Origin of the sequence: Advenella faeciporci (assembly GCF_014652395.1) — a bacterium.
Lineage (GTDB): Bacteria > Pseudomonadota > Gammaproteobacteria > Burkholderiales > Burkholderiaceae_B > Advenella > Advenella faeciporci.
In genome coordinates this window covers 182,614-206,613 of the sequence record NZ_BMYS01000003.1, presented here as the reverse complement: position 1 = coordinate 206,613, position 24,000 = coordinate 182,614, and the positions used below count along the sequence as shown (strand labels likewise).

Sequence of the window (24,000 nt, the reverse complement as noted above, 5' to 3'; positions counted from 1 at the left end):
GTCTCCTTGTTGATCAACAGGAATTAAATAGGATCCCAGTTGATGACTTCGGGAGAGCGCTCAAGTTTGAAGAAGCTGCCTTTCAGTGCAGGTGCGGCCACTTCGGCAATCAGTTCGGGCGTCCAGCCGGTAGACATGTGAACTGAACGGATAGGACGAGGCTGGCTGAACAGCATGATTTCGTTGGCACGTACACCAAAGATCTGGCCGGTTACTTCAGAAGCGGCGTCACTGCCCAGATAAACGGCCATTGGCGCGATTTTATTGGCTTCCATTTTTTGCAATTTTGCAACGCGTGCTTTTTCTTCGGGTGTTTCGGCTGGAATGGAGCTGGTCATGCGGCTCCAGGCAAACGGAGCAATACAGTTTGAACGTACGTTGTAGCGGGCCATGTCAAGGGCAATGGATTTGGACAGGCCAACAATTCCCATTTTGGCGGCAGAGTAGTTGGACTGGCCAAAGTTGCCAATCAGACCGGAAGTAGAGGTCATGTGCACGAAAGCACCGGATTCCTGTTCACGGAAGTAAGGCGCAGCGGCGCGGCTGACAAAGAATGAGCCATGCAGGTGAACATCAATCACCTGGCGCCATTCTTCTTCGCTCATTTTGTGGAACAGACGGTCACGCAGGTTACCGGCGTTATTAACAATAATGTCAATTTTGCCGAAACTGTCAATCGCGGTCTGAATGATATTGTTGGCACCTTCGTAGCTGGCAACGCTATCCAGATTGGGCACAGCCTGGCCACCCGCCTTGATGATTTCATCGGCAACCATTTTGGCCGGGCCGTCGCCACCGCCTTCACCGGTCAGGGAAACGCCAATGTCGTTTACGACAACTTTGGCACCTGCTTTGGCGTAAGCCAGGGCAATATCACGGCCAATACCGCCACCTGCACCGGTTACAACAACAACTTTTCCTTCTGCAATTCCGCTCATTTTTGATCTCCGAGGTTTTTTTAGGATATAAATAAGAGTTGAACCATAAAAACACGATGTTTTCAGGGTCTACACGTATGGTTGGAGTATAGTAGGCCATAAAATGAATTTTACTTATTCATATTTTTTAACTACCCCCTTTCAATTTATTTAAGATGCGCTACGATTTAACGGATTTAAAATTATTTATTAATATTGGTGAGACATCGAATCTGACTCGTGCTGCCGAAAAAACCTTTCTTTCTTTGCCGGCGGCCAGTGCTCGAATTAAGAATCTTGAAGAGTCACTGAAGGTGCGATTGTTGATCCGTCAGGTTACCGGGGTAAAAATGACACCCGCTGGCGAGATCCTGCTTAAATATGCAAAAGGGGTTTTTCAGCAGTTGGAGTGTCTGCATTCCGACTTGCAACCTTTTTCAACCGGTATCAAAGGCAAGCTTAGAATTCTTGCCAACATGACCGCCACCCATTCTTTTCTTTCTGAAGCCCTTTCTTCTTTCCTGCTTGAGAATCCTGATGTGGATATCGAGCTGGAAGAAAAACTGACCAAAGACATTGTTTCAGCCATTCGGGCCGGGTCTGCCGATTTGGGGATTGCGTCTGGCAGCATCAACCTGGATGGTTTGGATATTGTTCCCCTTTTTAAAGACGAACTGGTGGTGATTACCGATCTTGAACATGAATTAAAGGATGTTGAAGAAATCCGCTTTGAGGATTTGATCGAAAAATATCAGTTTGTCGGGATTCATCCAGAAAGTGTCATCCAGTCATTCCTGGAAGAAAAAGCGTACAAACTGGGCAAGCGCATTCACCAGCGTGTGTATGTGGGCAGTTTTGAAACGGTCTGCCGCATGGTTGACGCCAAGATTGGCCTGGCAATCGTACCCATAGAGTGTGCCCGTAATTACAGCAAGCCAGAGCGGTTGAATATGGTGCGCATCAGCAATGATTGGGCCAATCGTGAACGCTTCATCTGTCGTCCGGGTGGCAAGGATATTCCTGCTTTTGCCGAGAAATTCATCGAGCATGTGATGAAAATTGCCGGTAACATCAAGCGGCAGTAAGCATGGCTTTCAATTTAATGAGGGATGCCTTTCAAAAAGAAAACTATTAAAAACATGAATAAAAGGGATAATTAACAGTTAAGTATATAAAGGAGACGTTAGTGATGTCAGTTTTATTCAAATATCGCAGGGCAGTAATTAAAACATGTGCAGCCGTGCTTGTGTCGGGCTTGCCGTTGGGTGCCAGTTGGGCTGATGCCGGCAAATGGCCAGAGCAGGCGGTTAATTTCGTGGTGCCATTTGCACCAGGCGGCCCGGTTGATACGGCTGCCCGCATTGTGACTGCGCCTTTAAATGAGAAATGGAAGCAGCCCATTGTGATTGATAACAAGGCCGGTGCGGGTGGTATTGTGGGTGCCCGATATTCAGCCAAGGCCAAACCCGATGGTTATAACTATTTTTTTACCGCCATCCATCATGCGATTTTGCCCAGCATGAACGACAATCTGGGTTACGATGCCCAGAAAGATTTTGAACCTGTTGGGGGAGTTGCCCGTTTTCCTTTAATTCTGGTGGCCCATCCTTCGCTTAATGTGAAGTCAGTCCAGGAGCTGATTGACTTGGCCAAAGAAAAACCCAATACCATCTCTTACAGTTCATCGGGCACGGGGGGTGGCACGCACCTGGCTGGCGAACTGTTTGCCAGTATGGCGGGTGTACAGTTGCAGCATATTCCTTACAAAGGCAGTGCACCTGCGGTACAGGATCTGGTAGGCGGGCAGGTACAGCTGATGTTTGCCGATGCCACTTCTGCTTTGCCGTTTATTAAATCCGGTAAGGTAATCCCGTTGGGTGTGGGCAATAAAGAACGTTCTGCCTTGTCGCCCGATGTGCCCACCATCGCTGAGTCCGGTTTGCCGGGCTACGAGGCTTATTCCTGGAGTGGCTTGTTTGCGCCCAAAGGCACACCGGCTGATGTCATTGAAAAACTGAATGCAGACTTGAACGAAAGCCTGAATACGCCTGCAATTATTGAAAAAATGAATGGTTCCGGTTCTGAGCCTATGCCTACGACTCCTGAAGAGTTTGGTCAGTTCCTGGATGTGGAAATCAAGAAATGGCGCGATACGATCCAGAAGGCAAACATTAAAATTCAGGGTTGAAATTTGAGTTTTGGTAACTGACATAAAAAATCCGGCTATATAGCCGGATTTTTTGTCAGGAGCAGGTTTGCCGGATTATTGATTGGGCTGGATACCCGCTTTCTCAATCACCGCTTCCCAAAGCTTGTATTCACGGTCAACCTTGGCTTTCAGGTCGGTACCGTTGCTGAACGTACGGGTGTAGCCACCGGTCTCCATGAGTTTGTCGAACTCGGGGTTTTTGTCAATGTTTTGCAAGGCCACTTCAAGACGTTTGGTAATGGTGTCTGGCAAACCGGCAGGGCCAACCAGGGCATACCAGCCGGTCACGGCATAGTCTTCAATGCCTGCTTCAATCATGGTGGGTACATCGGGCAAAGCTTTGTTACGGGTAGCAGACGTAACGGCCAGCGGGCGGACTTTATCGCCGTTGATATAAGAAATGGCGGTGCCGCTAATGTCAAACATGAAAGAAATTTTGCCACTCATCACGTCAACCATGGCGGGTGCATTGCCGCGGTAAGGGACGTGCAGCATTTCAGTGCCGGTTTTTTGCTTCAGTAACTCGGCGGACAGCTGGTTGGAAGAACCAATACCGGCAGAGCCGAAAGAAATGGCGTTGGGGTTGGCCTTGGCGTATTCAACCAGTTCCTTGACCGATTTGATAGGCAAGTCTTTGTTGGCGACCAGAACGTTGGTGTAGTCAACAATGTTGCCAATATAAGTGAAGTCTTTATCAAGATTGATGTTGGCTGATTTCTGGATATGCGGTGTGATGGTGGGGGTTGGGCTGGCAATAAAATACAGGGTATAGCCATCGGGTTTGGAACGAATGACGTTTTCTGCGGCAATCATGCCACTGGCACCGGTTTTGTTTTCAATAACGACCGATTGCTTGAGTTCGTCGGACAGGAATTTCGCAAAGGAACGGGCAGCGGTATCAACCGGTCCACCTGCCGCATAGCCAACCAGCAGTTTTACGGGACGCTCCGGCCATTCTGCCGCAACGGCAGACATAGAGGCTGACAGTGCGGTAAGGGCAGTTGCTGCCACTAATAATTTCTTGACTAACATTGGGTCTCCAATAAATATCATCTTAAAATAAATACCTTAATATGATTTAGAATTAAAGTTTTTAATATGCCATCATTCTTATTGAATTTTGGCGCCTGATTTTTCAACAGCCACTTTCCATTTCTGGATTTCGCTGCTGATATGTTGTTTGAATTCGTCTGGTGTGGAACCTGCGATTTCGTAGCCGTAGCTGTTAAGCTGTTTTTTGATTTCCGGATCATTGGCAGCATCAACAAATGCCTTATTCAGTTTCTGGACAATGGCATCGGGTGTTTTGGCTGGGGCAATAATTCCGTACCAGCCGTCAACCGTAAAATCAGGAAGGCCCGATTCGCTAACGGTAGGCACATCGGGTAATACGCTTGAACGGTTCTTTCCGGTTACGGCCAGGCCCTTGAGCTTGCCACCTTTGACGTGCGGCATGGAAGTGGAAATGCTGTCAAACATCAGTGAAACCTCTCCGCCCAATAAAGCAACGACAGCCGGGCCGCTGCCCTTGTAAGGGATATGAATCATATCGGTATTGGTGGCTGCCTTGAACAATTCTGCAGCCAGGTGACTGGTATTGCCATTGCCCGCCGAGGCAAAAGTAAGGGCTCCCGGATTCTTTTTTGCGTAGTCGATGAGTTCACTGATGCTGTTGGCTGGCGTCTTGTGTGGGGCTGTGACCAGCATGGGCAAGGTGGCCAGCAGGGATACGGGTGCAAAGTCCTGTTCGGTGTTGTAAGGCAATGAGGCATACATGCTGGGGTTAATGGCGTGCGCTGCCAATACCATCAGGACAGTGTAACCATCAGGCTTTGATCTTGCCAATTGGGAAGTGGCAATACTGCCGCCAGCACCCGGCTTGTACTCGATCACAATGGGCTGGCCCAATGCTTTTTGCATTTGTGCGGCAACCGGGCGAGCCAGCATGTCTGCACTGCCACCCGGTGGGTAAGGAATAAGTAAAGTGATTGGCTGATTTGGGAAATTGTCGGTTTGTGCTTGGGCAACCGTCAATCCGCCACATAACAACATGGCCCCCATGCCAGCCAGCAGTTTTGCCATTATTTTATTTGATGAATTCATTTTATGTCTCCTCGCTATGTTTTTGTTGGAACCGCTTAGTTTTTGTAATAAGGCTGTTGGTTCTCGTCCAGGACGATTTTTTTGGGCGGGGACTCCGCCACCAGTTTGCCTTCGGTTTTTGCCTGCAGCTCCTCAAGGCTTAAACCGTCTATCATGGCATAGACATGAAAGGTATTATTCTTGACTTCAATGACGGCCAAGTCTGTATAGACCCAATCAACCACCCCGATACCGGTAAGCGGATAGGTGCAGGCATTCAGCAATTTGGGCTGCCCGTCCCGGGTGGTATGGTCTAACATGACGATGACATTTTTTGCGCCAACCGCCAGGTCCATGGCACCGCCAATGGCTGCGATGGCATCGGGTGCATCGGTAATCCAGTTGGCCAGGTCTCCGTTAACCGCCACCTGAAAACCGCCCAGAATGGAATAGTCCAGGTGACCACCTCGCATCATGGCAAATGAATTGGTGTGCTCGGTGATGGAAGCACCGTCCAGAAGCGTGATGGGCGTGCGGCTGGCATTGATAATGTCGTAATCAATTTCATGATCAATGGCCGTGCGACCCATCCCTAAAATGCCGTTCTCGCTGTGAAGAATGATTTCCCTGTCTTCGGGAAGGTAATCGGCAACCAGGGTAGGCATGCCAATACCCAGATTAACGTAGGCGCCATCGGGCAGGGTTTGGGCGACAAGTTTGGCAATCTGGGCCCGGTTCAATGAAGTAATACTAGACATTGCCGGCTCCTGCCAGAACAATTGATTTGACAAAAATACCCGGTGTCATGACGTGCTCGGGGTGCAGTTCACCCAGTTCTACAATCCTGTCAACCTGGGCAATCGTGTTTTTGGCTGCCGTACTCATAACCGGGTTGAAGTTGCGGGCGGCCCAGCGATAGGTCAGGTTCCCCCAGCGATCCCCCAAATGGGCTTTGATCAGGGCGAAATCACCGTGCAGGGGTTGTTCAAGAATATAGCCAATACCATCGACAACACGCTGCTCTTTTCCTTCGGCAACACGGGTGCCATAGCCGGTGGGGGTGAAGAAGGGTCCCAGGCCGGCACCGGCCGCACGCAGGCGCTCGGCCAGCGTGCCCTGGGGCATGCACTCGAGTTCAACTTTGCCGGCACGGTAGGCTTGGGCAAAAACATCTGACAAGGGCGGGCGTGGGTGCGAGCAGATGATTTTTCGAACCTGACCGTTTTTAATCAGGCCGGCAATGCCGTTCTCACGGGTGCCCGCATTGTTACTGATAATGGTCAGGTCTTTGGTGCCCAGTTTTCTCAGGCTTTCCAATAGCTCGAAAGGAATGCCGGCATCCCCAAAACCGCCAACGATGACGGATGCACCGTTGGGGATTTGTTCCAGTGCTTCAAGATGGGATGAAACGATTTTATTGATCATGCTACTTGTTAATCCATTTTCAGATTGGCAGCTTTGACGGTATCGGCCCACAAGGCTTGCTGATCTTCAATATATTTGGCGAATTCCGCGGGTGTGTTGCCGCCCGCCTGGCCACCCATGCCGGCAAAACGGGTTTTGACGTCTTCACTTTCCAGGGCAGCCTTGGCCGCTTTATGGAGTTTGTTAACCACTTCATCGGGTGTACCGGCCGGTGCCAGCAGGCCAAACCAGGCAGTCACAACCATGTTGTCAATGCCGGCTTCTTTCATGGTGGGCACGTTGGGCAGCTCTGCAACACGGGTGTCGCTGGTAACTGCCAGTGCCTTGAATTTGCCAGACTGGATGGAAGGCAGTGAGCTGGGCAGGTTGTCAATCATGAAGGTGTATTGATTGCCAAGCAGGGCACTAACGGCAGGACCAGCCCCTTTATAGGGAATATGCTCGGCATTCAGGTTGGCCCGTTGCAGGAACATTTCTGCCGACATGTGTGGAGACTGGCCTTTGCCAGACGAACCAAAGGTTTGATGCTGCTTGTTTTCTGAAACGTATTTGATCAGCTCGGCCACCGTCTTGACCGGTGTTTCTGCATTTACAACCAGAACATTAGGCACGGAAATAACCAGGGTGATGGGTGCAAAATCTTCTTTTTTGTATGGAAGCGAGTCGTACAGGCTGTAGTTAATGGCATTGGGGCCAATGTTACCCATGATCAGGGTGTAGCCATCGGGTTTGGCACGAACCAGTGCCTGGGTACCGATAATGCCAGCGGCACCCGCCTTGTTTTCAACCACAACGGTTTTACCCAGTTCCTTACCCATTTTTTCACTGATGATGCGGGTGGCAATATCCGTGGTCCCACCGGGAGCGGCGGGCACAATAATAGTGATATTTTGCTCTGGCCATTCTGCCATGGCAGAGGTGCTGAACAAAATGCCAAGCGAAAGGGCCAGTGCTGATTTAATACGTTTCATGAAGTGTCTCCAATCTTGGTGTTATTAGCCAGCCGGCCCATTGTTAAAAAGGGCCGGCTGGGTAAATTAAAGTGTTTCGGCCGTGCCCAGAATAGCGGTAGACTGGCTTGACAGTGTGCCGCCATTCCCATGGACAACCGCAAGTTTGGCGTCGTTCACCTGACGTTCACCGCAGCTGCCACGCAATTGACGCACTGCCTCGATGAGAATGAAAATGCCGTACATGCCGGGGTGAACGCATGACAGGCCACCGCCGTTGGTGTTAACCGGCAAGATGCCGCCTGGGGCAATATTGCCATTGCTCACGAATGCACCACCTTCACCTTTTTTACAGAAACCAAGGTCTTCCAGGAACAGGATTGTATTAATCGTGAAGGCGTCATACACCTCAACCACGTCAATGTCGGAAGGCTTGACCTGAGCCATTTCAAAGGCGATTTTGCCTGATTGTTGTGCGGCGGTAACGGTCAAATCATGCATGGAGGAAATCTGGCGATTCCAGCAGGCAGTAGAGTTGCCCAAAACATAGACCGGTTTTTGCTTCATGTTTTTGGCCCGGTCGGCACGCACCAGCACAAATGCGCCGGCACCATCGGTAACCAGGCAACAGTCACGTACAGTCAAGGGGTCGGAAACCATTTTTGAAGACAGGACGTCTTCAATGGAAAGCGGATCACGCATAGTGGCTTCCGGGTTCAGTTGTGCCCATTTGCGGGCAGCAACGGCGACTTCGGCCAGGTTTTCACGGGTGGTGCCGTATTGATGCATGTGACGTGCGGCAGCCAGGGCGTATGAGCTAAGCGGACTTAGCGGGTTGTACGGATTTTCGTAAGGCTGCGGATCCATTTGCTTGCGCATATTGCCAATGGCACTGCGGCTAAGCGTAGAGGTGCGTTGTGTGCTGCCATAGCAAACCAGTACGGCATTGCATTGGCCTGATTCCAGCGCCTGGATGGCGGGCATCAGGTGTGCAACAAAACTGGAACCACCAATCATGGTGCTGTCAATAAAAGTGGGACGAATGCCCAGGTGTTCGATAACCGGCATGACCCACATGGTGGAAGCCACACTGGCGGTGGCAATACCATCAATATCCTGCATGGTTAAACCTGCATCATCAACAGCACGCTTGGCTGCCTGGATCAGGATTTCCATTTCGGTATAACCGGTTGCCATGCCCAGGCCTGCCTGGCCTACACCTACAACAGCGGCAGCACCCCTTAGTTTTTTGTCAATCATTCTTATGCTCCTGCTGGTGTGAAAATGATGATGTTCTGGTCACCGGACTGGCGAATGCCCGCCTGTACTTTTTGTCCAATTTTGACGTCGTCTGGCGCTATGCCTTCAACATGCCCCATCATGCGTGGGCCTTCTTCCAGGTCGATCAGGGCAACGTTATAGTCACCACCGGCTTCAGGCTTTCTGCGTACAACGGTGGTCGAATAAACGGTTCCCTTGCCTGAAGGGGCGTACCATTCAAGCTCATCCGAACCGCAGTGCGGGCAGACCATGCGGGGAAAGAAAATGCTTTTGCTGCAGTCGTTGCAGCGCTGGATCAGGAAGTTTCCCTGTGCAAGTTGATCGTGGTAATGCTTTTCGGCACCCACGCTTAGTGTTTTATTTTGCGTCATGAAAATTCTCGTAAAGTGATAATAACGTGTCCATAGTGAGTAACAGTATTCCTTCATATGAAATTTAAGACAATCTTGATTTTATGAAGCCTGTCTTAAGGCTGATTTAATGATGGTTTCTACTAATACGAGGCGTTCAGCCTGGTTTTGCAGTTCAGTCTACCTTGAATGGGGGGTTCCAAAAATGTAAATTGTGAAACCTTGTTTTTTGTAGTGTCATAGCATGAATTAAAAAACGGAGGACATCATGGATCTGAATTTAACGCAGGAAGATATTGCATTTCGGGAAGAGGTCAGGCAGTTTGTGGCAAACGCCTTGCCCCAGGATATTAAAGACAAGGTGTTCAAACACCAAAGACTGGATAACAATGATTACATCCGCTGGCATCGTGCGCTGGATGATCATGGCTGGGGTGCGCCCAGCTGGCCGGTTGAGTTCGGTGGTACCGGCTGGAACGCATTGCAAAAACTGATTTTTGAAATTGAAAGCTTTAAGGGGGGCGCTCCCCGTTTGTTGCCATTTGGCCTAAGCATGATTGGCCCTGTCTTAATGAAATACGCCAGTCCTGAAATGCGGCAGCGCTTTTTGCCCCGCATGTTAAGAATCGAAGACTGGTGGTGCCAGGGGTATTCGGAGCCGGGCTCAGGTTCAGACCTGGCCTCACTGAAAACCCGTGCCGAGAAAACCCCCGAAGGGTATGTGGTTAACGGACAAAAAACCTGGACGACGCTTGGTCAGTATGCTGATTGGATGTTCTGCCTGGTTCGCACAGACCCTGATGCCAAGCCTCAGTGTGGTATTTCCATGCTGTTGATTGACATGCGTCAGCCTGGCGTGACGGTGCGCCCCATCAAAACGCTGGATGGCGGACATGATGTGAATGAGGTTTGGCTGGAAGATGTCAAAGTCCCTTATGAAAACCTGGTGGGTAATGAAAACGAAGGCTGGACCTATGCCAAGTATTTGTTGGGTCACGAGCGTACAGGTATTGCCGGTATCGGTCTGTGTTATCGCGAGTTGCAGATCCTTAAAAACCTGGCGGCCGAGGTGCAATGGAATGGCAAGCCGGCCAGCCAGGATGTTCGCATGAAAGACCAGATATCCCTGATCGAGGCGGATATTCTTTCCCTGGAAATGATGTTGCTGCGCGTGGCGGCAGACAGTACGCAAGGGCCTGGCCCACAGGCATCAGTCCTGAAAATCCGTGGTTCGGAAATCCAGCAGGATCTGGCACGCCTGCAGCTAGAGGTAATGGGCCTGAACAGCTGGCCTTATAGTCCATCATGGCTGGAGGCCGGCGAGGACGTTTTTGGTCCCGGCCACCCGTTTGCGGCAGCCGCATCGGCCAACTATTTCGATATGCGCAAAACCACCATTTATGGTGGCACCACAGAAGTTCAGAAATCCATTATTGCCAAGCAGATTCTGGATGTGTGAGCACTTGTGGAACGTACAACAAAGAACTAAGGGATATTGGAGAAAATAATGGATTTTGCATATAGTCAAGAGCAGCAAATGCTGGCGGAAAGCCTGGGCAGGGTAGTCAAAGAAGACTGGAGTTTTGAAAAACGGCGCCAGCGCCAGCAGAACAATGAACTGGACGGCAATAGCTGGAACACCCTGGCTGAATTGGGCGTACTGGGCCTGAGCGTGCCGGCCGAGTATGACGGTTTTGGTGAGTCGGCAGCTTCCTTGCTGGCGATTCATCAGGAACTGGGCCGTGGCCTTGTTTCAGAGCCGGTTGTGCCCAGCGCGGTTATTTGTGCCAGAATTCTGGCCAACAGCAACAACGAAGCGGTCAAGCAGCAATACTTAAGTGCAATTGCCAGTGGACAGGTCATTTTCAGCCTGGCGTACCAGGAAGGCCAGCGTAGCGACAATCTGGCAAACATTGGCACACAGGTGGTTAGCCAGGATGGCCAGTTGGCGCTGTCTGGACAGAAACAGGCGGTATGGCATGCCGGTGCCGCCCATGCCTTTGTGGTTAGCGCTTTGCTCAATAATGAACTGGTCTTGCTGGTGGTGCCGGCAGACGTGGAAGGAATTGTCATTAACGACTACCCCACCATGGATGGCAGCCGCTGCGGCAATGTGGATTTTGATGGGGTGCGGCTTGATGAAACCGCTTTGCTGGCAAGCGGTGAGGCTGCCTTGCAGTTGCTCAACCAGGGGCTGGATGACGGTATTGTTGCCTTGTGTGCCCATGCCGCCGGTGCGATGGATTATCTGCTGCAAATCACGGTTGATTATCTTAAAACCCGTCAGCAATTTGGCAAGCCGCTGGCCCAGTTCCAGGTGCTGCAACACCGTCTGGCTGATATGTACATCCAGAAAGAAGTGGCTTTGTCGATGGCTTATGTGGCTGCGGCCGGGGCAGGCGAGCCTGACCAGGATAAAAAGCGTCGCATGCTGTCTTCGGCCAAGATCAAGGTGGCGATGGCGGGCCGTTTTATTGGGGAGAGTGCCGTGCAGCTGCATGGTGGCATGGGTATGACCCATGAACTTGAAGTGGGCGATTATTTCAAACGCCTGATATTTATTGATTATTTACTGGGCGATACCAAGTATCACCTGAAACAGCTGGAGGCACTGGAATGATTGCCAAGTCATATGAAACCATTCTGTTTGCTTATCGCGAAGGCGTGGCTTACATTACCCTTAACCGGCCCGAGCGGTTAAACAGCTTCACTTCACAAATGCATGATGAGCTTAAGGATGTCCTTTCCCTGCTGGAGTCCCGGGTGGATTTGCGCGGCGTCATTTTGACCGGAGCCGGGCGGGGTTTTTGTGCCGGTCAGGACTTAAGTGAGCGTAAACCCCTGCAACCGGGTGAAGTGCGGGATTTGGGTGAAAGCCTTGAAAAAAATTACAAGCCGCTGGTTTTGCGCTTGCGTGCCTTGCCCGTGCCGGTCGTATGCTTTGTTAATGGGGTGGCTGCCGGTGCCGGGTTTAGCCTGGTGCTGGCCTGTGACATTATTTATGCCGTCGAGTCAGCCAAATTCATTCAGGCGTTTGCCAAAATCGGTTTAATTCCCGATGCCGGGTCAACCCACTTTTTGCCGCGTCTGATTGGAACACAGCGTGCCATGGCGGCCTCTATGCTGGCTCAGCCTATTTCTGCCCAGCAGGCGCTTGCATGGGGAATGATATGGAAATGCATCCCCGATGCATCTTTGCAGGAAGAAATGGCGCAAATGCATCAAACCCTGTTGAATGGGGCCACCAAAGCCCTGGCGGCTACCAAGCAGGCGATTTATGCCAGTAGTGAAAACTCACTGGAGCAGCAGCTTGACCTGGAAACCGAATTGCAGCGGGAAATGGGGGCAACCAAAGATTATCGCGAGGGCTCTGTCGCCTTTATCGAAAAACGGCCTCCTGTGTTTCAGGGTGCCTAGTCTTTGTTAATTTGCCACGCTTTGGGCGTTGGCAGGCAAGTCAAAGCGGTGTAAACAGACACCGCTTTTTTTTATTTCTATATAGCCACCGCGAACCGGTTCGTGGTCATATTCCCAATCGGGCAAGACCCAGCGTTCATAGAGGGCACCATGAAGCATAAGGGTGTGATGGCCTGGCATGTGGGTGTGGCCATGGATCAGGGTACGAACCTGGGTGTTTTCAAGGAAGGCCTGCTTTATGGCGCTTGAAGACACGTCGACCATGGTGTCGTTTTTAAAGGCGTGCGAATTTTTGCTTTGGCTGCGTATATGGCTGGCAAGACGGTGACGCAAACGGCGCGGCAGGGCAAGAAAAGTGGCCTGGATCAAGGGGTTATGCACGATTTTTCTGAAACGCTGGTAAGCCGGATCGTCGGTGCAGTATTCATCTCCGTGACTAAGACGGATGGGGCCGGCTGCCGATTCTATAATAACCGTGTCTGCCAGAAGGGTAGCGTTTATCTGTTTGGCCAGTTTGTGCCGGATAAGAAAATCGCGGTTGCCATGCATTAAATACAAGGGAATGTGGGTGGCTGTTTTTTTGAGTTGGTCAAGTGCTTCTTGCAGCCAGGGTTCGGATGATTTCAGGGCAATGTCGTCACCGGCCCAGAAATCAAAAATATCCCCGGCCAGTACCAGTGCATTGGCATGGGCCCGCGCACTGTCCAGGAAAGCATAAAAAGCCTGTCTGGTTCTGGGGATATGCTCGCCCAGATGAATATCCGAGGCGAGCCAGAGGGTTCCGTCAAGTGAAAGCTTATTCAACGATGCTTGCTTTCTGGATAACCACGTCATCAACCGGGACATCCTGGTGGAAGCCACGATTGCCGGTTTTTACTTTTTCAATCTGGTCAACAACTTCAGTACCTTCCACTACTTTACCGAAAACGGCATAGCCCCAGCCTTGTGCGGTAGGTGCTGTATGGTTCAGGAAATCGTTGTTATTCGAGTTAATGAAAAACTGGGCCGAGGCAGAGTGCGGGTCGTTGGTGCGCGCCATGGCAATGGTGTATTTGTCGTTTTTCAGGCCGTTGTTGGCTTCGTTGTTGATGGGTGCACGGGTGTTTTTTTCTTTCATGCCCGGTTGCATGCCGCCACCCTGGATCATGAAGTTTTTAATGACGCGGTGAAAAATAACGTTGTCATAGAAGCCTTCCTTGACATAGCCCAGAAAGTTTTCTGCAGTAACGGGGGCTTTTTCGGTATTCAGTTCAATAACGATATCGCCGTGATTGGTTTCCAGTTTGACACGGGGTAGTGTGCTCATTGTTGATTCCTTTGTTGATGGTGAGGTTTCAGCAGCCAGTGAAGCAGGCACCATGGCCAGCCCACTTAGCAATACTAGTGAACGGGCAAGCAGGCTTGCCCCGGAAAATAAATGCATGCTTAGTTTCCATTGATGATTTGTTTGGTTGCCGCAGCCTGTTTCGCGGCACTGGCTACACCGTTTTGTACGGCCTGGTCAAAAGAATGGTTGGCCATGATGAGCTGAACCAGACCCAGATTGCGATGGGCGATCCCGTATTTGGGATTGATGCCAATGGCCATTTTCAGGGATTCATACGCCTGATCCAGCAAGCCTGCCTTCAGTTGCAGGGTGGCCATATTGTTCCAGGGTTCGGCAAGCTCAGGATATTTGCCGGTCATGTCCTGGTAAACGTCAATGGCTTCGGCGGTTCTTCCCAGTCCGGTTAAGGCACGTGCGCGCAAGAAACGCAGCTGCACATCGGTACCGGGTTGTTCCATATAAGAAACCGTTGGCTGTTTTTTTTCAATTTCATCCAGGGCCTGCTGGAATTTTCCGCTGGCAATGAGCTGGTTGATGCGAATGCTGGCCTGTACCGGCGTTTCGGGAATGGAAGTGTCAACCGAGGGCTCAAGCTTTTTCAGTACATCCGCCAGCGCCTGCCAGCCACCGTCGGGTTTGCTGGCAGATAATTCTTGTGCGCTTGCTCCATGCATGAATAGTGAAATTGCAGCGATACCGGCCCATTTGAAAAAATTTAATCGTTGTCTCACTGATCATCCAAAAAATAATTGATCCATAAATTAAACCAGGTGCAGATATGCAGATGGAATTGCTATACTTCTGATATTGCGTATTTTAGCCTCAGTTCAGATTAGAACGTATTAAACTCTCACTGAACCTGATTAAATTCTTCGATTAACTGCATCCGTCATTTTTTCCGGATGATTTTCTGTTTCTTTTTTCTATGCATATCTATAACTCTTTATCCCGTACGAAAGAGCCGTTCAAGACGGTTGAGCCCAATAAGGTGCGCATGTATGTATGCGGGATGACAGTGTATGACTATTGCCATCTGGGCCATGCCCGGATGCTGGTCAGCTTTGATGTTGTGCAGCGCTGGTTGCGGGAAAAGGGATACGAAGTTACCTATGTGCGTAACATTACCGATATCGACGATAAAATCATTCGCAAAGCGGTAGCCACCAATAAAACCCTGGCTGAGGTGACCGGTTTTTATACTGATGCCATGCATGCCGATGAGCGGGCGTTGGGTGTTCAGTCGCCCGATCACGAACCCCGTGCCACCTTGCACGTGCCGGGCATGCTTGAAATCATCCAGCGTTTGCAAGACAAGGGCCTGGCCTATCAGTCTGATGATGGTGATGTGAATTTTGCAGTCCGTAAATTTGACGGCTATGGCAAACTGTCTGGCCGTTCATTGGACGATATGCGTGCAGGTGAGCGGGTGGCGGTTTCTTCCAGCAAGCAAGATCCGCTTGATTTTGTCCTTTGGAAATCGGCCAAGGAAGAGGAGCCTGATGACTCCAAATGGGAGTCCCCCTACGGGTTTGGGCGCCCGGGCTGGCACATCGAATGCTCGGCCATGAGTAAAGAATTGCTGGGCTTGCCCCTGGATATCCATGGGGGCGGTCCCGACCTGAAATTTCCTCACCATGAAAATGAAATAGCTCAGACCGAAGGTGCCTATGGCGGCAGTCTGGCCAATTTCTGGATGCATTGCGGTCCTTTAATGGTGGATAACGACAAAATGTCGAAGTCATTGGGTAACTTCCGTACCATTCGGCAAACCGTGGGTGCCCCTGAAGCGGCCAGTGAGTCGGCTGACTACGAGTGGAATTTGCGTGAAGCCGAAATGCTACGCTTTTTTATTGTGCGCAACCATTACCGCAGTCCACAAAACTTCACGCCTGACAACCTGTTCGATGCCCAGGCCGCCATTGATCGCATTTACCAGACACTTAACAATGTGGGCGTACAGGAAGCTGAGATAGACTGGTCTTCCAGCTACGCAGCCGCTTTCAGGGCCGCCATGGACGATGACTTCAACACGGCGGTTGCAGTTTCGGTGCTGTTTGAAATGGCTACCGAAGCCAATCGCCTGCGGTCAAAAGAACTGGCGGGCCAGATCAAGGCTTTGGGCGCTGTACTGGGCTTGTTATCACACGATCCTGAAACCTATTTGCGTTCGGTTACGCGTTATACCCGTAAAAACCGTGAGGCTGCCGAGTTGGCCGTGCTTAATGAAGACCAGGTCAATGCCATGGTTGAGCAGCGTTTGCAGGCCAAAAAAGACAAGGATTTTGTCCTGGCTGACCAGATTCGCAATACGCTTAAAGAAGCTGGTGTTGAACTGGAAGATAAACCGGGTGGACTGACGCAATGGCGCAGGATATAGGGGTAAAAAATGACACAAGCAATACTCCCCCAGCAGGCCTGTAAGCCTGATTACTGGGATGAGGCGGTTAACTATTTAATGAAACGGGACCGCATTTTGCGTAAGATCATTCCCGACCATGATGGTGTCTGGCTGGCCAGCAACAAAACGCCTTTCGTTACATTGGCGCGTGCCATTGTAGGGCAACAGGTGTCTGTCAATACCGCTGAAGCGACCTGGAAAAAATTTACCGCCCTGTGTGGCAGTCGTCCTGCACCGGCCAAGGTTTTGGAATATGATGTCGAGCAGCTTAGGGCTGCCGGTCTGGCAAAAAGGAAATCGGAATACATTCTGGATTTAGCCATGCATTTCAATGAAAAGAAGGTGCATCCGGCAAAATGGTCTAAAATGAGCGATGAAGAAATTGTTGATGAGCTGTGCAGCATTCGTGGCATAGGTCGCTGGACGGCAGAAATGTTTTTAATATTCAACCTGCATAGACCAGATGTTTTACCTTTAGATGACCCAAGGCTGTTAAAGGCAATCTCAATACATTATTTTAGTGGAGAGCCTGTATCCCGCTATGAAGCCAGAGAGGTGGCGCAAACGTGGCAACCCTGGCGAACAGTGGCAACCTGGTATTTATGGCGTAGCCAGGAATCCGTTGCCGAATAAGCCCACTTCCAGCCAGATTCATATTAAAATCAAAAACCATGAAATTTACATTTTTAGACTTTGAAAAACCCATTGCCGAGCTTGAGCAAAAAATTGAACAGCTGCGTCATGTGTCTTCTGATTCAGCCGTAGATATCTCAGAAGAAATCGGGCGTTTGCAGCAAAAAAGCGAAGCGTTGACCACCAATATTTATGCCAAGCTTACCCCTTGGCAAACAGCCTTGGTGGCACGTCATCCCCAACGCCCTTACACTTTTGACTACATTCGTGAAATATTTACCGATTTTCATGAATTACACGGTGACCGGATGTTCAAGGATGACCAGGCCATTGTGGGCGGGCTTGCGCGTTTTAATGGCGAGGCCTGCATGGTTATCGGTCACCAGAAAGGGCGCGACACCAAAGAGCGCGCCAGGCGTAATTTTGGCATGCCACGTCCCGAAGGCTATCGCAAGGCATTGCGTTTAATGCGCCTGGCCGAGAAATTCAATTTGCCCGTCTTCACTTTTGTGGACACTCCGGGTGCTTATCCGGGCATCGATGCCGAGGAGCGTGGCCAGTCTGAAGCCATTGGTCATAATCTGTATGCCATGGCAGAACTCAAAGTGCCTATTATTGCCACCATTATTGGTGAAGGCGGTTCGGGTGGTGCTTTGGCCATTGCAGTGGGTGACGTGGTGCAAATGCTTCAATATTCCACTTACAGTGTCATTTCACCCGAAGGCTGCGCTTCCATTCTATGGCGCAGTGCTGAAAAGGCTCCTGTTGCCGCCGAGGCCCTGTCAATCACGGCCAACCGTTTGCTTGAGCTGGGTCTGATCGATCGTGTTGTGCCCGAACCTGTTGGTGGTGCGCATCGTGATGTCACTGCCATGTCACGAACCCTGCGTCGTGCCCTAAGCGAGGCATTGCGTCAGGTTGTTAATATGGATCCACAGGAACTGATCAATAAACGTCTTGAGCGTTTGCTGTCATATGGCCGGGTTCAGGAATAAGCAATCCGATCAACAAAAAGCGTCTTTTCTTAAAGACGCTTTTTTATCAGCCCCCCTGCATACATTTTTTCGGATGGCCAAACGCCAGCACATCCCGATGGTGGCGGTGGGCGTTAGTGGCGGGCCTGATTCGGCCATGTTGCTGGTTTATGCTGCCCATATTGCCCGGCAATACCAGGTAATAGTTCAGGGTGTGCATGTACACCATGGCTTGCAGGCTATTGCCGATCAATGGGTTTTGCATACGCAGGCGTTGGCTAAAATGCTTGATGTGGATTGCAGCATTGAATATGTCAAGGTGGATGCGGCATCGGGCCTGGGCACAGAGGCTGCGGCACGAAACGCACGCTATCAGGCCTATGAAGATTTCGCGGCCAGAACTGGCATCCGGCATTTTTTGCTGGCCCATCATCTTTATGACCAGACTGAAACGGTTTTGCTGCGTCTGTTGCGGGGTGCCGGTGTGCAGGGGATGGCAGCCATGGGGCCATATACGCAAAGAGGTAATCTGCATTTTTATCGCCCCTGGCTGGAGGTAAGCCGCCAGAATATTCTGGGTGCGGCCGAGCAGTTTGCCCTGGAAACCGGCTGGCAGGCTGTGCACGATCCCACCAATCTTGATCCAAAATATACACGTGCCGCCGTACGTGAAATGTTGGTGCCCGCTTTGGATGAGCGCTGGCGGGGCTGGCGTAAAAACCTGGCCCGTCACAGTCGTTTAATGGCGGAAAATGCCTTGTTGCTAAGGGATCTGGCGCAACATGATTACGCGGTGCTGGATGCAGGCAGTGATAACCGCAGTTTTTCTTTAAGAAAATGGCGCGAGCTACCCGAGCATCGGCAAGCCAATCTGATGCGTTATTGGCTTGATCTGCAAAATATTGCCATGCCAACCGAAGCAAGGCTGAGCGAGTGGATAAAGCAGTTGCGACAGCTTCATCAAATGGGGTCTGACCGTAACCTGCGACTAAAACATGGTGATGCCGAAATACGTGTGGTCAAGGGCAGGGTTGTCATGGTTCCTGGCATATTGAAGGACTAAAATGAACCTGGGCTTTTCGTCAATATAAATACGGTCGTCGGGTTTCATGCAATTATCTTCGTTCAAATCTTTTCCTCTTAATACGCTTGGCCGCGATTTTGCGGTGGGTGACATTCACGGTATGTATTCCCTGCTGGAAAAAAAGCTGGTCGCGGTTAATTTCAATCCACAAAAAGATCGCCTGTTTTCGGTAGGAGACCTGGTGAATCGGGGACCGGAATCGTCCCGTGTCATGTCTTTTCTGGGGCAGCCCTGGTTTCATGCCATCAAGGGTAACCATGAAGATATCGCCATACGTTCGGCCACAGATCCGGATTATATGGATTTGATGCTAAGAATTGGTGGTGCCTGGTTAATGGATAAATCTCCAAAAGAACAAGCCAGGATTCGACAGACCTTTACTGCCTTGCCTTTAGCCATGGAGGTGCAAACACCGGCCGGAAAAATTGGCCTGGTTCATGCTGAATGCCCGCTGGACTCCTGGGATGACATGATTTTTCTGCTGAAAGCAGGCAAGCAGGACGCTTTGCATCTGGAAGAGAAACTGTGCTGGTCCAGAAGACGCTTTAAAGACCGGGATGAAACTCTCATACAAGGGTTACATGCCTTGGTGGTTGGGCATAACGTGGTTGAAGGTATGCAGATCATGGGCAATACCTATTATATTGAAACCGGTGCTTTTCTGCTGGACGGGGAGCATGGCATGACCTTGCTGGATTTGGTGGCATTAAAACCGGTGTAAACACAGATTGGTTTTTTTGTCACTGCCTGGAAATTAAGGATGTTTGTGCTGTTTGGACGGAATGTAAAAAAGCCACTTCATATGAAGTGGCTTTTTAGAAAAACTGGCGCGCCCGGCAGGATTTGAACCCACGACCCCTTGGTTCGTAGCCAAGTACTCTAATCCAACTGAGCTACGGGCGCATTTATTTAAAGATTGTTGGCGCGCCCGGCAGGATTTGAACCCACGACCCCTTGGTTCGTAGCCAAGTACTCTAATCCAACTGAGCTACGGGCGCATCTTTAAAGAAAGCTATTATGACTAATTTTTAAGGGGTAAGCAAGTAATTTGTTGGTGAAATAAAAAATAATAGGAAAAATGATGTTTTTTTGGGTGATAGTTGTTTTTTTTGTTTTTTTTTCACAACGAATTGAAAAAAATATTGCTTAATGAGTGGTGGCAGGGAAATTGGGTGCTTATTGAGTTATTGTCCTGTTTTGCCGGTCATTCTTGTAAATACCACCGGTGACACATACAATGACAGCCATTGCAATGCACAAAATCTCGTTGTGCAGTCTCAAAACTTAATCCAACAACTAAATAGTAATGCAAACCCTTCCCTTGAAACAATTAAGATTGATGCTGGCTTTTCTGTTAACCGGTTTCATTCTTAGTCAGGCATACCGGACGATTGGTGGTGTGCTTTCAGTACCCCTCAAAAACGAGTTTCAGCTTGATAATGAAACCTTGAGCAGTATTGTCGGCTCATTTCACCTTACTTTTGGCAGCTTGCAATTGCTGATTGGTATTTGGGTTGACTGTTTTGGTATTCGCAGAACGATTCTTTCTTTCGCCCCCTTCACCGTTATTGGGGCTGTGTTGTCAGGCATGGCCACTTCACCCGGCATGCTGTTGCTGGGTCAGATATTGCTGGGTCTGGGGTGTGCACCGGCATTCCTGGTATGTATTGTGCTTATTTCCAGAAATTTTCCGGCCCAGAAATTTGCGCCCATGTATGGTGTTGCGCTTGGCTTGGGTAGTATCGGACTGATATTTACATCTACCCCGGTGGCCATGATAAGTGATGCGTTTGGCTGGCGCGCCTGTTTTTATGTATTGGCGGCTGGCAGCTTCCTGTCGTGGCTGCTTATTTATTTTACGGTCAGGGATATTGACGATAGTGTTGATTTTTCTTTGAGTTTTAAACAAAAAATGTTTAATGCCATACATGCCGTCTCTGGCTATAAAGTGTTGTTCAAAATGAGACACACCTGGGGTATTTTTTCGTTGTTGTTTGTCTGTTATGCCGCTTTTCTTACCCTGCGTGGCTTGTGGCTGGGACCTTTGCTCGTAGAGCGATTCGGGCAAAGCCTGGTGTTTGCCGGAAACCTGGCGCTGGCGCTGTCCATTCTTTCTTTGTTCAGCCCTTCGCTTTTTGGTCGCCTTGATCCCGGCACCGGCAATCGATATCGATTCCTGTGTTTCGTTCCATGGATCATGGTGATAGGTTTTATTGTGCTGGCGTTCAGCACTTCGCTATGGGTTAGCGTGGCCTGTACCATTGTGATTGCTATCGTTAACAGTTGCAGTGTCTGGCAGGTGGCGGATATCCGCGATATTTACCCCAAGGAAATGCAGGGCAGGGCCTTGGCGTTGGGTAACAGTGCTTTCTTTTTAGGTGTGTCGTTCATGCAGTCCCTGTCAGGAAATGCGCATGCCATATTGGGCATTAATGGCATGGATGTCTTTGCATCAGTTTTCCTGATGTGTGCGTTTGTGATGACAGGCGGCGTTGTCGGGTATATCCTGTTGCGAAAATAACTATTAATTTTCTTAAGTCGTAATACAGGATCAGGAGACATTATTTGCCATGCAGGTGCCCTTATTAAACGCTTTAAAAACTTTTACCGTATCAGCACAAAGGCTTAACTTTACCAAAGCGGCAGAAGATTTGCTGGTTTCGCCATCGGCGATCAGCCATCAAATCAAGATTCTTGAAGAGTATTTGGGGTGTAAGCTTTTCTTGCGTAAAAACCGTTCTTTGGAGCTGACTGATAAAGGTCTTTTTTTATTTAACCGCCTGCAAAGACCGTTTTATGAAATCAACCAGGCTTTAAGCGAATTGCGCATGCCGCATGGTAAAAGCCGTATCAATTTGTCCTTGCGGCCATTCGTGTCAAGCATGTGGTTTACCAGGCAATTAAGTGATTTGTGGTCGAAATATCCTGATATTGAAATTAATCTGATACACAGCTTGCAGGCACCGGATTTTTTTCGTGACAACATTAACTTTGCCATTGTTTGGGGCAAGCAGGGAGATTGGCCCCATTTAAATACTTTGCGGATCATTCCCGGTAATCTTACACCGGTGTGCTCTCCCTCTTATTTACTCGAACACGGCAACATTAAGGCGGCTGTTGATTTAAACCGGCACATCCTGATTCATGAGGAAAACCATCTGGGTTGGCAGCAATGGCTTTTTAAGGCAACCGGAAAGGAAATGACAGCCGTCAAGGGGTTTCATATCGATGACACGAATGTTCGCATGAATGCGGTGTTAAATGGTCAGGGAGTGATGTTGGGTTGCCCGGTGTTGTTGCGTCCTTTAATTGAGAAGAAAGAAATTGTCCAGTTGTTTGACGTGTATCTGGATGAGTATGCCTATTTTCTGGCGTATCCCACAAAGGCCAATTTAAGTCGCCAGGAGCAGGATTTTATTGATTGGGTTGCTTCGATTGCAATTACTTAAAAATAACACAGCCTGACTATTCCGTGATCGTACGCCTGCAAGTTTGCGGGCGTTTTTGTTTTTCCTGCCGGTTCTTCTCCCTGATTGAAGCGTGTTCTTTAGGTGCCAGACGCTGCATATTTAATCTAAGGGAAAGTACTCATCTTTAAAAAAATTCATCTATTCATCAAATTTGCTCAATTTTCAAGATTGGATATCTGTCGCATGATTGCTATCAATTGAATAACAAACCATTGAATGGTGTTTACATGAATTTAAAGGAGACACAAAGATGAATACAACCGTACGCTCACCTATTGCCATTGAAGAATTTGACCAAAGTTATTTCCAGCATGAGACCGATGAGGTTTATGCTTTGCCACCCGCCTGCTTTACCTCTGAGGAATTCTTTCAGTTTGAATTAAATGCGGTATGGAAAAAGCAATGGTTCTGTGTGGGACGGGCCAGTGATATTCCCAAGGCAGGTGATTTTTTTACCTTTGAAGTGGGCGATGATGCCCTGTTTGCCATCCGTACCCGTGAGGGCAAAATCAATGTGCTGTCAAATGTGTGCCGCCATCGCAATATGCTGTTGCTGGAAGGGGCGGGTAATGTACGTCGTATCAGCTGTCCTTTGCATGCCTGGGTCTATAACATGGAAGGTGAGCTGGTTTCTGCTCCGGGGCTGACCGATTCAGGTGCCGATTTCGATCCGAAAAGCGTCTGTCTGCCCAAAATCCGCACCGAGATCTGGGAAGGGTTTATTTTCATCAACTATGATGCCCTGGCGCCTGATTTGCATAGTCGCCTGGGGCATCTGGGTGAGCAGCTGGCAAATTACCGTATGGCTGATCTGAAATCCTCAGAACCTTTGAAAATGGAAAATTTTGACTGGAACTGGAAAATCTTCAATGATGAGTGCTACCACTGCAGCTTCCTGCATGCGTCCTCTTGGGGGGCCATGTATGAAACCAGCCCGGAAACAGTGGATGAGAACGTCGCTTTTAATGATGTGCCCAATGGCATCGTATCTTACAACCTGATTTCTCCGCACAAGGATGCTGCCCCCACCAACACCGGTTCCATTTTGCAACCACCCATGTCAACCCTGACCGATGAAGAGCGCTCACAGCTGTCCTACATTACCGTTGCGCCCAATCTGTTGCTGGTGGCCATGCCCGATAAAGTGAAGTACTTCCTGTGGTTACCAAAGAGCGCCAACCAGTCCAGTTATGGCGTGTCATGGATGTATCCGCAGTCTACGCTGGAGCGTGAAGATCACAGGGAGAAATTTGATAAAGAGCATGATGATCTGTACCCGGTGATGATTGAGGACCTGTTTGCATGGCGCCGTTCACATATGGGCATGAAATCCAATTTTGCGTCGCGTGGCCGCTTGACCAATGAGGAACTGGTGATCAAGCGCTTGCAAAACTGGCTGATTGATCAGTACCGTGCCGAAGACCGACGCGTGGAAGAAGAGCGCCGTGTATTGCCGATCAAAGCGGTTGCTTAAGACCAAGAG

24 protein-coding genes and 2 tRNA genes are annotated in these 24,000 nt (G+C 49.7%); 13 read left to right on the top strand and 13 right to left on the bottom strand.

Going from position 1 to position 24,000, the window contains the following annotated elements; genetic code table 11:
• Window positions 1-23: 23 nt before the first annotated feature.
• Complete coding sequence (locus IE074_RS04130) at window positions 24-938, bottom strand: SDR family NAD(P)-dependent oxidoreductase (protein ID WP_189384183.1); 915 nt, start codon at window positions 936-938, stop codon at window positions 24-26.
• Window positions 939-1,093: 155 nt separating this feature from the next.
• Here IE074_RS04130 and IE074_RS04125 point away from each other — a divergent pair, with 155 nt between their 5' ends.
• A complete protein-coding gene (locus IE074_RS04125; RefSeq protein WP_189384182.1) occupies window positions 1,094-2,002 on the top strand; it encodes a LysR family transcriptional regulator in 909 nt (302 codons plus the stop codon).
• 104 nt (window positions 2,003-2,106) lie between these two features.
• Window positions 2,107-3,105, top strand: coding sequence for a Bug family tripartite tricarboxylate transporter substrate binding protein (locus tag IE074_RS04120; RefSeq protein ID WP_189384181.1), 999 nt, complete (start codon window positions 2,107-2,109; stop codon window positions 3,103-3,105).
• Between the two features lie 75 nt (window positions 3,106-3,180).
• Here IE074_RS04120 and IE074_RS04115 read toward each other — a convergent pair whose 3' ends face one another.
• The 7 genes from IE074_RS04115 to IE074_RS04085 form a co-directional block, all read right to left on the bottom strand.
• Complete coding sequence (locus IE074_RS04115; protein WP_189384180.1) at window positions 3,181-4,158, bottom strand: Bug family tripartite tricarboxylate transporter substrate binding protein; 978 nt, start codon at window positions 4,156-4,158, stop codon at window positions 3,181-3,183.
• A gap of 78 nt (window positions 4,159-4,236) precedes the next feature.
• Entirely contained in the window at window positions 4,237-5,229 is a 993-nt protein-coding gene (locus IE074_RS04110) for a Bug family tripartite tricarboxylate transporter substrate binding protein (protein WP_189384179.1), read from the bottom strand.
• Window positions 5,230-5,264: 35 nt separating this feature from the next.
• Entirely contained in the window at window positions 5,265-5,966 is a 702-nt protein-coding gene (locus tag IE074_RS04105) for a 3-oxoacid CoA-transferase subunit B (protein ID WP_189384178.1), read from the bottom strand.
• Entirely contained in the window at window positions 5,959-6,633 is a 675-nt protein-coding gene (locus tag IE074_RS04100) for a 3-oxoacid CoA-transferase subunit A (protein ID WP_189384177.1), read from the bottom strand. The genes IE074_RS04105 and IE074_RS04100 overlap by 8 nt, the downstream gene beginning before the upstream one ends.
• Window positions 6,634-6,641: 8 nt before the next feature.
• Complete coding sequence (locus IE074_RS04095) at window positions 6,642-7,604, bottom strand: Bug family tripartite tricarboxylate transporter substrate binding protein (RefSeq protein ID WP_189384176.1); 963 nt, start codon at window positions 7,602-7,604, stop codon at window positions 6,642-6,644.
• A gap of 66 nt (window positions 7,605-7,670) precedes the next feature.
• Window positions 7,671-8,843, bottom strand: a complete 1,173-nt coding sequence (locus IE074_RS04090; protein ID WP_189384175.1) for a thiolase family protein — start codon at window positions 8,841-8,843, stop codon at window positions 7,671-7,673.
• A 2-nt stretch (window positions 8,844-8,845) separates the two neighbouring features.
• Window positions 8,846-9,235, bottom strand: coding sequence for a Zn-ribbon domain-containing OB-fold protein (locus IE074_RS04085; RefSeq protein WP_189384174.1), 390 nt, complete (start codon window positions 9,233-9,235; stop codon window positions 8,846-8,848).
• A gap of 247 nt (window positions 9,236-9,482) precedes the next feature.
• Between IE074_RS04085 and IE074_RS04080 the strand changes: the two genes are divergently transcribed.
• From IE074_RS04080 to paaG, 3 genes are read left to right on the top strand one after another with little or no spacing between them, the layout of a single operon-like run.
• Window positions 9,483-10,673 carry an acyl-CoA dehydrogenase family protein gene (locus IE074_RS04080; RefSeq protein WP_189384173.1) on the top strand — a complete coding sequence of 397 codons (1,191 nt, stop codon included), beginning with the start codon at window positions 9,483-9,485 and terminating at the stop codon, window positions 10,671-10,673.
• A 48-nt stretch (window positions 10,674-10,721) separates the two neighbouring features.
• On the top strand, window positions 10,722-11,834 hold the full coding sequence (locus IE074_RS04075; protein ID WP_189384172.1) for an acyl-CoA dehydrogenase family protein: 1,113 nt from the start codon (window positions 10,722-10,724) through the stop codon (window positions 11,832-11,834).
• Window positions 11,831-12,631, top strand: a complete 801-nt coding sequence (gene paaG, locus IE074_RS04070; protein WP_189384171.1) for a 2-(1,2-epoxy-1,2-dihydrophenyl)acetyl-CoA isomerase PaaG — start codon at window positions 11,831-11,833, stop codon at window positions 12,629-12,631. The genes IE074_RS04075 and paaG overlap by 4 nt, the downstream gene beginning before the upstream one ends.
• Window positions 12,632-12,637: 6 nt before the next feature.
• Here paaG and IE074_RS04065 read toward each other — a convergent pair whose 3' ends face one another.
• Genes IE074_RS04065 through IE074_RS04055 form a run of 3 tightly spaced genes read right to left on the bottom strand, consistent with a single transcriptional unit; the run spans window position 12,638 to window position 14,689 of the window.
• Entirely contained in the window at window positions 12,638-13,435 is a 798-nt protein-coding gene (locus tag IE074_RS04065; protein WP_189384170.1) for a UDP-2,3-diacylglucosamine diphosphatase, read from the bottom strand.
• Window positions 13,428-14,054 carry a peptidylprolyl isomerase gene (locus IE074_RS04060; protein ID WP_189384169.1) on the bottom strand — a complete coding sequence of 209 codons (627 nt, stop codon included), beginning with the start codon at window positions 14,052-14,054 and terminating at the stop codon, window positions 13,428-13,430. Before IE074_RS04060 ends, IE074_RS04065 begins: the two co-directional genes overlap by 8 nt.
• Before the next feature lie 2 nt (window positions 14,055-14,056).
• Entirely contained in the window at window positions 14,057-14,689 is a 633-nt protein-coding gene (locus tag IE074_RS04055; protein WP_189384168.1) for a tetratricopeptide repeat protein, read from the bottom strand.
• Between the two features lie 194 nt (window positions 14,690-14,883).
• Here IE074_RS04055 and cysS point away from each other — a divergent pair, with 194 nt between their 5' ends.
• From cysS to IE074_RS04030, 5 genes are read left to right on the top strand one after another with little or no spacing between them, the layout of a single operon-like run.
• The gene (gene cysS, locus IE074_RS04050) at window positions 14,884-16,335 is read left to right on the top strand and encodes a cysteine--tRNA ligase (protein WP_189384167.1); all 1,452 of its coding nucleotides are present in this window, start codon (window positions 14,884-14,886) and stop codon (window positions 16,333-16,335) included.
• A 9-nt stretch (window positions 16,336-16,344) separates the two neighbouring features.
• Window positions 16,345-16,989 carry a DNA-3-methyladenine glycosylase family protein gene (locus IE074_RS04045; protein ID WP_189384166.1) on the top strand — a complete coding sequence of 215 codons (645 nt, stop codon included), beginning with the start codon at window positions 16,345-16,347 and terminating at the stop codon, window positions 16,987-16,989.
• A 38-nt stretch (window positions 16,990-17,027) separates the two neighbouring features.
• A complete protein-coding gene (locus IE074_RS04040; protein WP_189384165.1) occupies window positions 17,028-17,984 on the top strand; it encodes an acetyl-CoA carboxylase carboxyltransferase subunit alpha in 957 nt (318 codons plus the stop codon).
• Entirely contained in the window at window positions 17,947-19,026 is a 1,080-nt protein-coding gene (tilS, locus tag IE074_RS04035; protein WP_229793874.1) for a tRNA lysidine(34) synthetase TilS, read from the top strand. The genes IE074_RS04040 and tilS overlap by 38 nt, the downstream gene beginning before the upstream one ends.
• Before the next feature lie 46 nt (window positions 19,027-19,072).
• Window positions 19,073-19,768: a metallophosphoesterase gene (locus IE074_RS04030; RefSeq protein ID WP_189384164.1), complete on the top strand. Its 696-nt coding sequence runs from the start codon at window positions 19,073-19,075 to the stop codon at window positions 19,766-19,768.
• A 104-nt stretch (window positions 19,769-19,872) separates the two neighbouring features.
• On the opposite strand, the gene IE074_RS04025 is transcribed toward IE074_RS04030, so the two are convergent.
• A tRNA-Arg gene (locus tag IE074_RS04025) sits at window positions 19,873-19,950 on the bottom strand.
• 17 nt (window positions 19,951-19,967) lie between these two features.
• Window positions 19,968-20,045 (bottom strand) — tRNA-Arg (locus tag IE074_RS04020).
• A gap of 308 nt (window positions 20,046-20,353) precedes the next feature.
• Here IE074_RS04020 and IE074_RS04015 point away from each other — a divergent pair.
• The 3 genes from IE074_RS04015 to IE074_RS04005 all read left to right on the top strand — a co-directional run bounded on the left by IE074_RS04015 (window position 20,354) and on the right by IE074_RS04005 (window position 23,991).
• Complete coding sequence (locus IE074_RS04015) at window positions 20,354-21,568, top strand: MFS transporter (protein ID WP_189384163.1); 1,215 nt, start codon at window positions 20,354-20,356, stop codon at window positions 21,566-21,568.
• A gap of 49 nt (window positions 21,569-21,617) precedes the next feature.
• A complete protein-coding gene (locus IE074_RS04010; RefSeq protein WP_189384162.1) occupies window positions 21,618-22,496 on the top strand; it encodes a LysR substrate-binding domain-containing protein in 879 nt (292 codons plus the stop codon).
• A gap of 271 nt (window positions 22,497-22,767) precedes the next feature.
• Window positions 22,768-23,991, top strand: a complete 1,224-nt coding sequence (locus tag IE074_RS04005; RefSeq protein ID WP_189384161.1) for an aromatic ring-hydroxylating oxygenase subunit alpha — start codon at window positions 22,768-22,770, stop codon at window positions 23,989-23,991.
• Window positions 23,992-24,000: the final 9 nt, after the last annotated feature.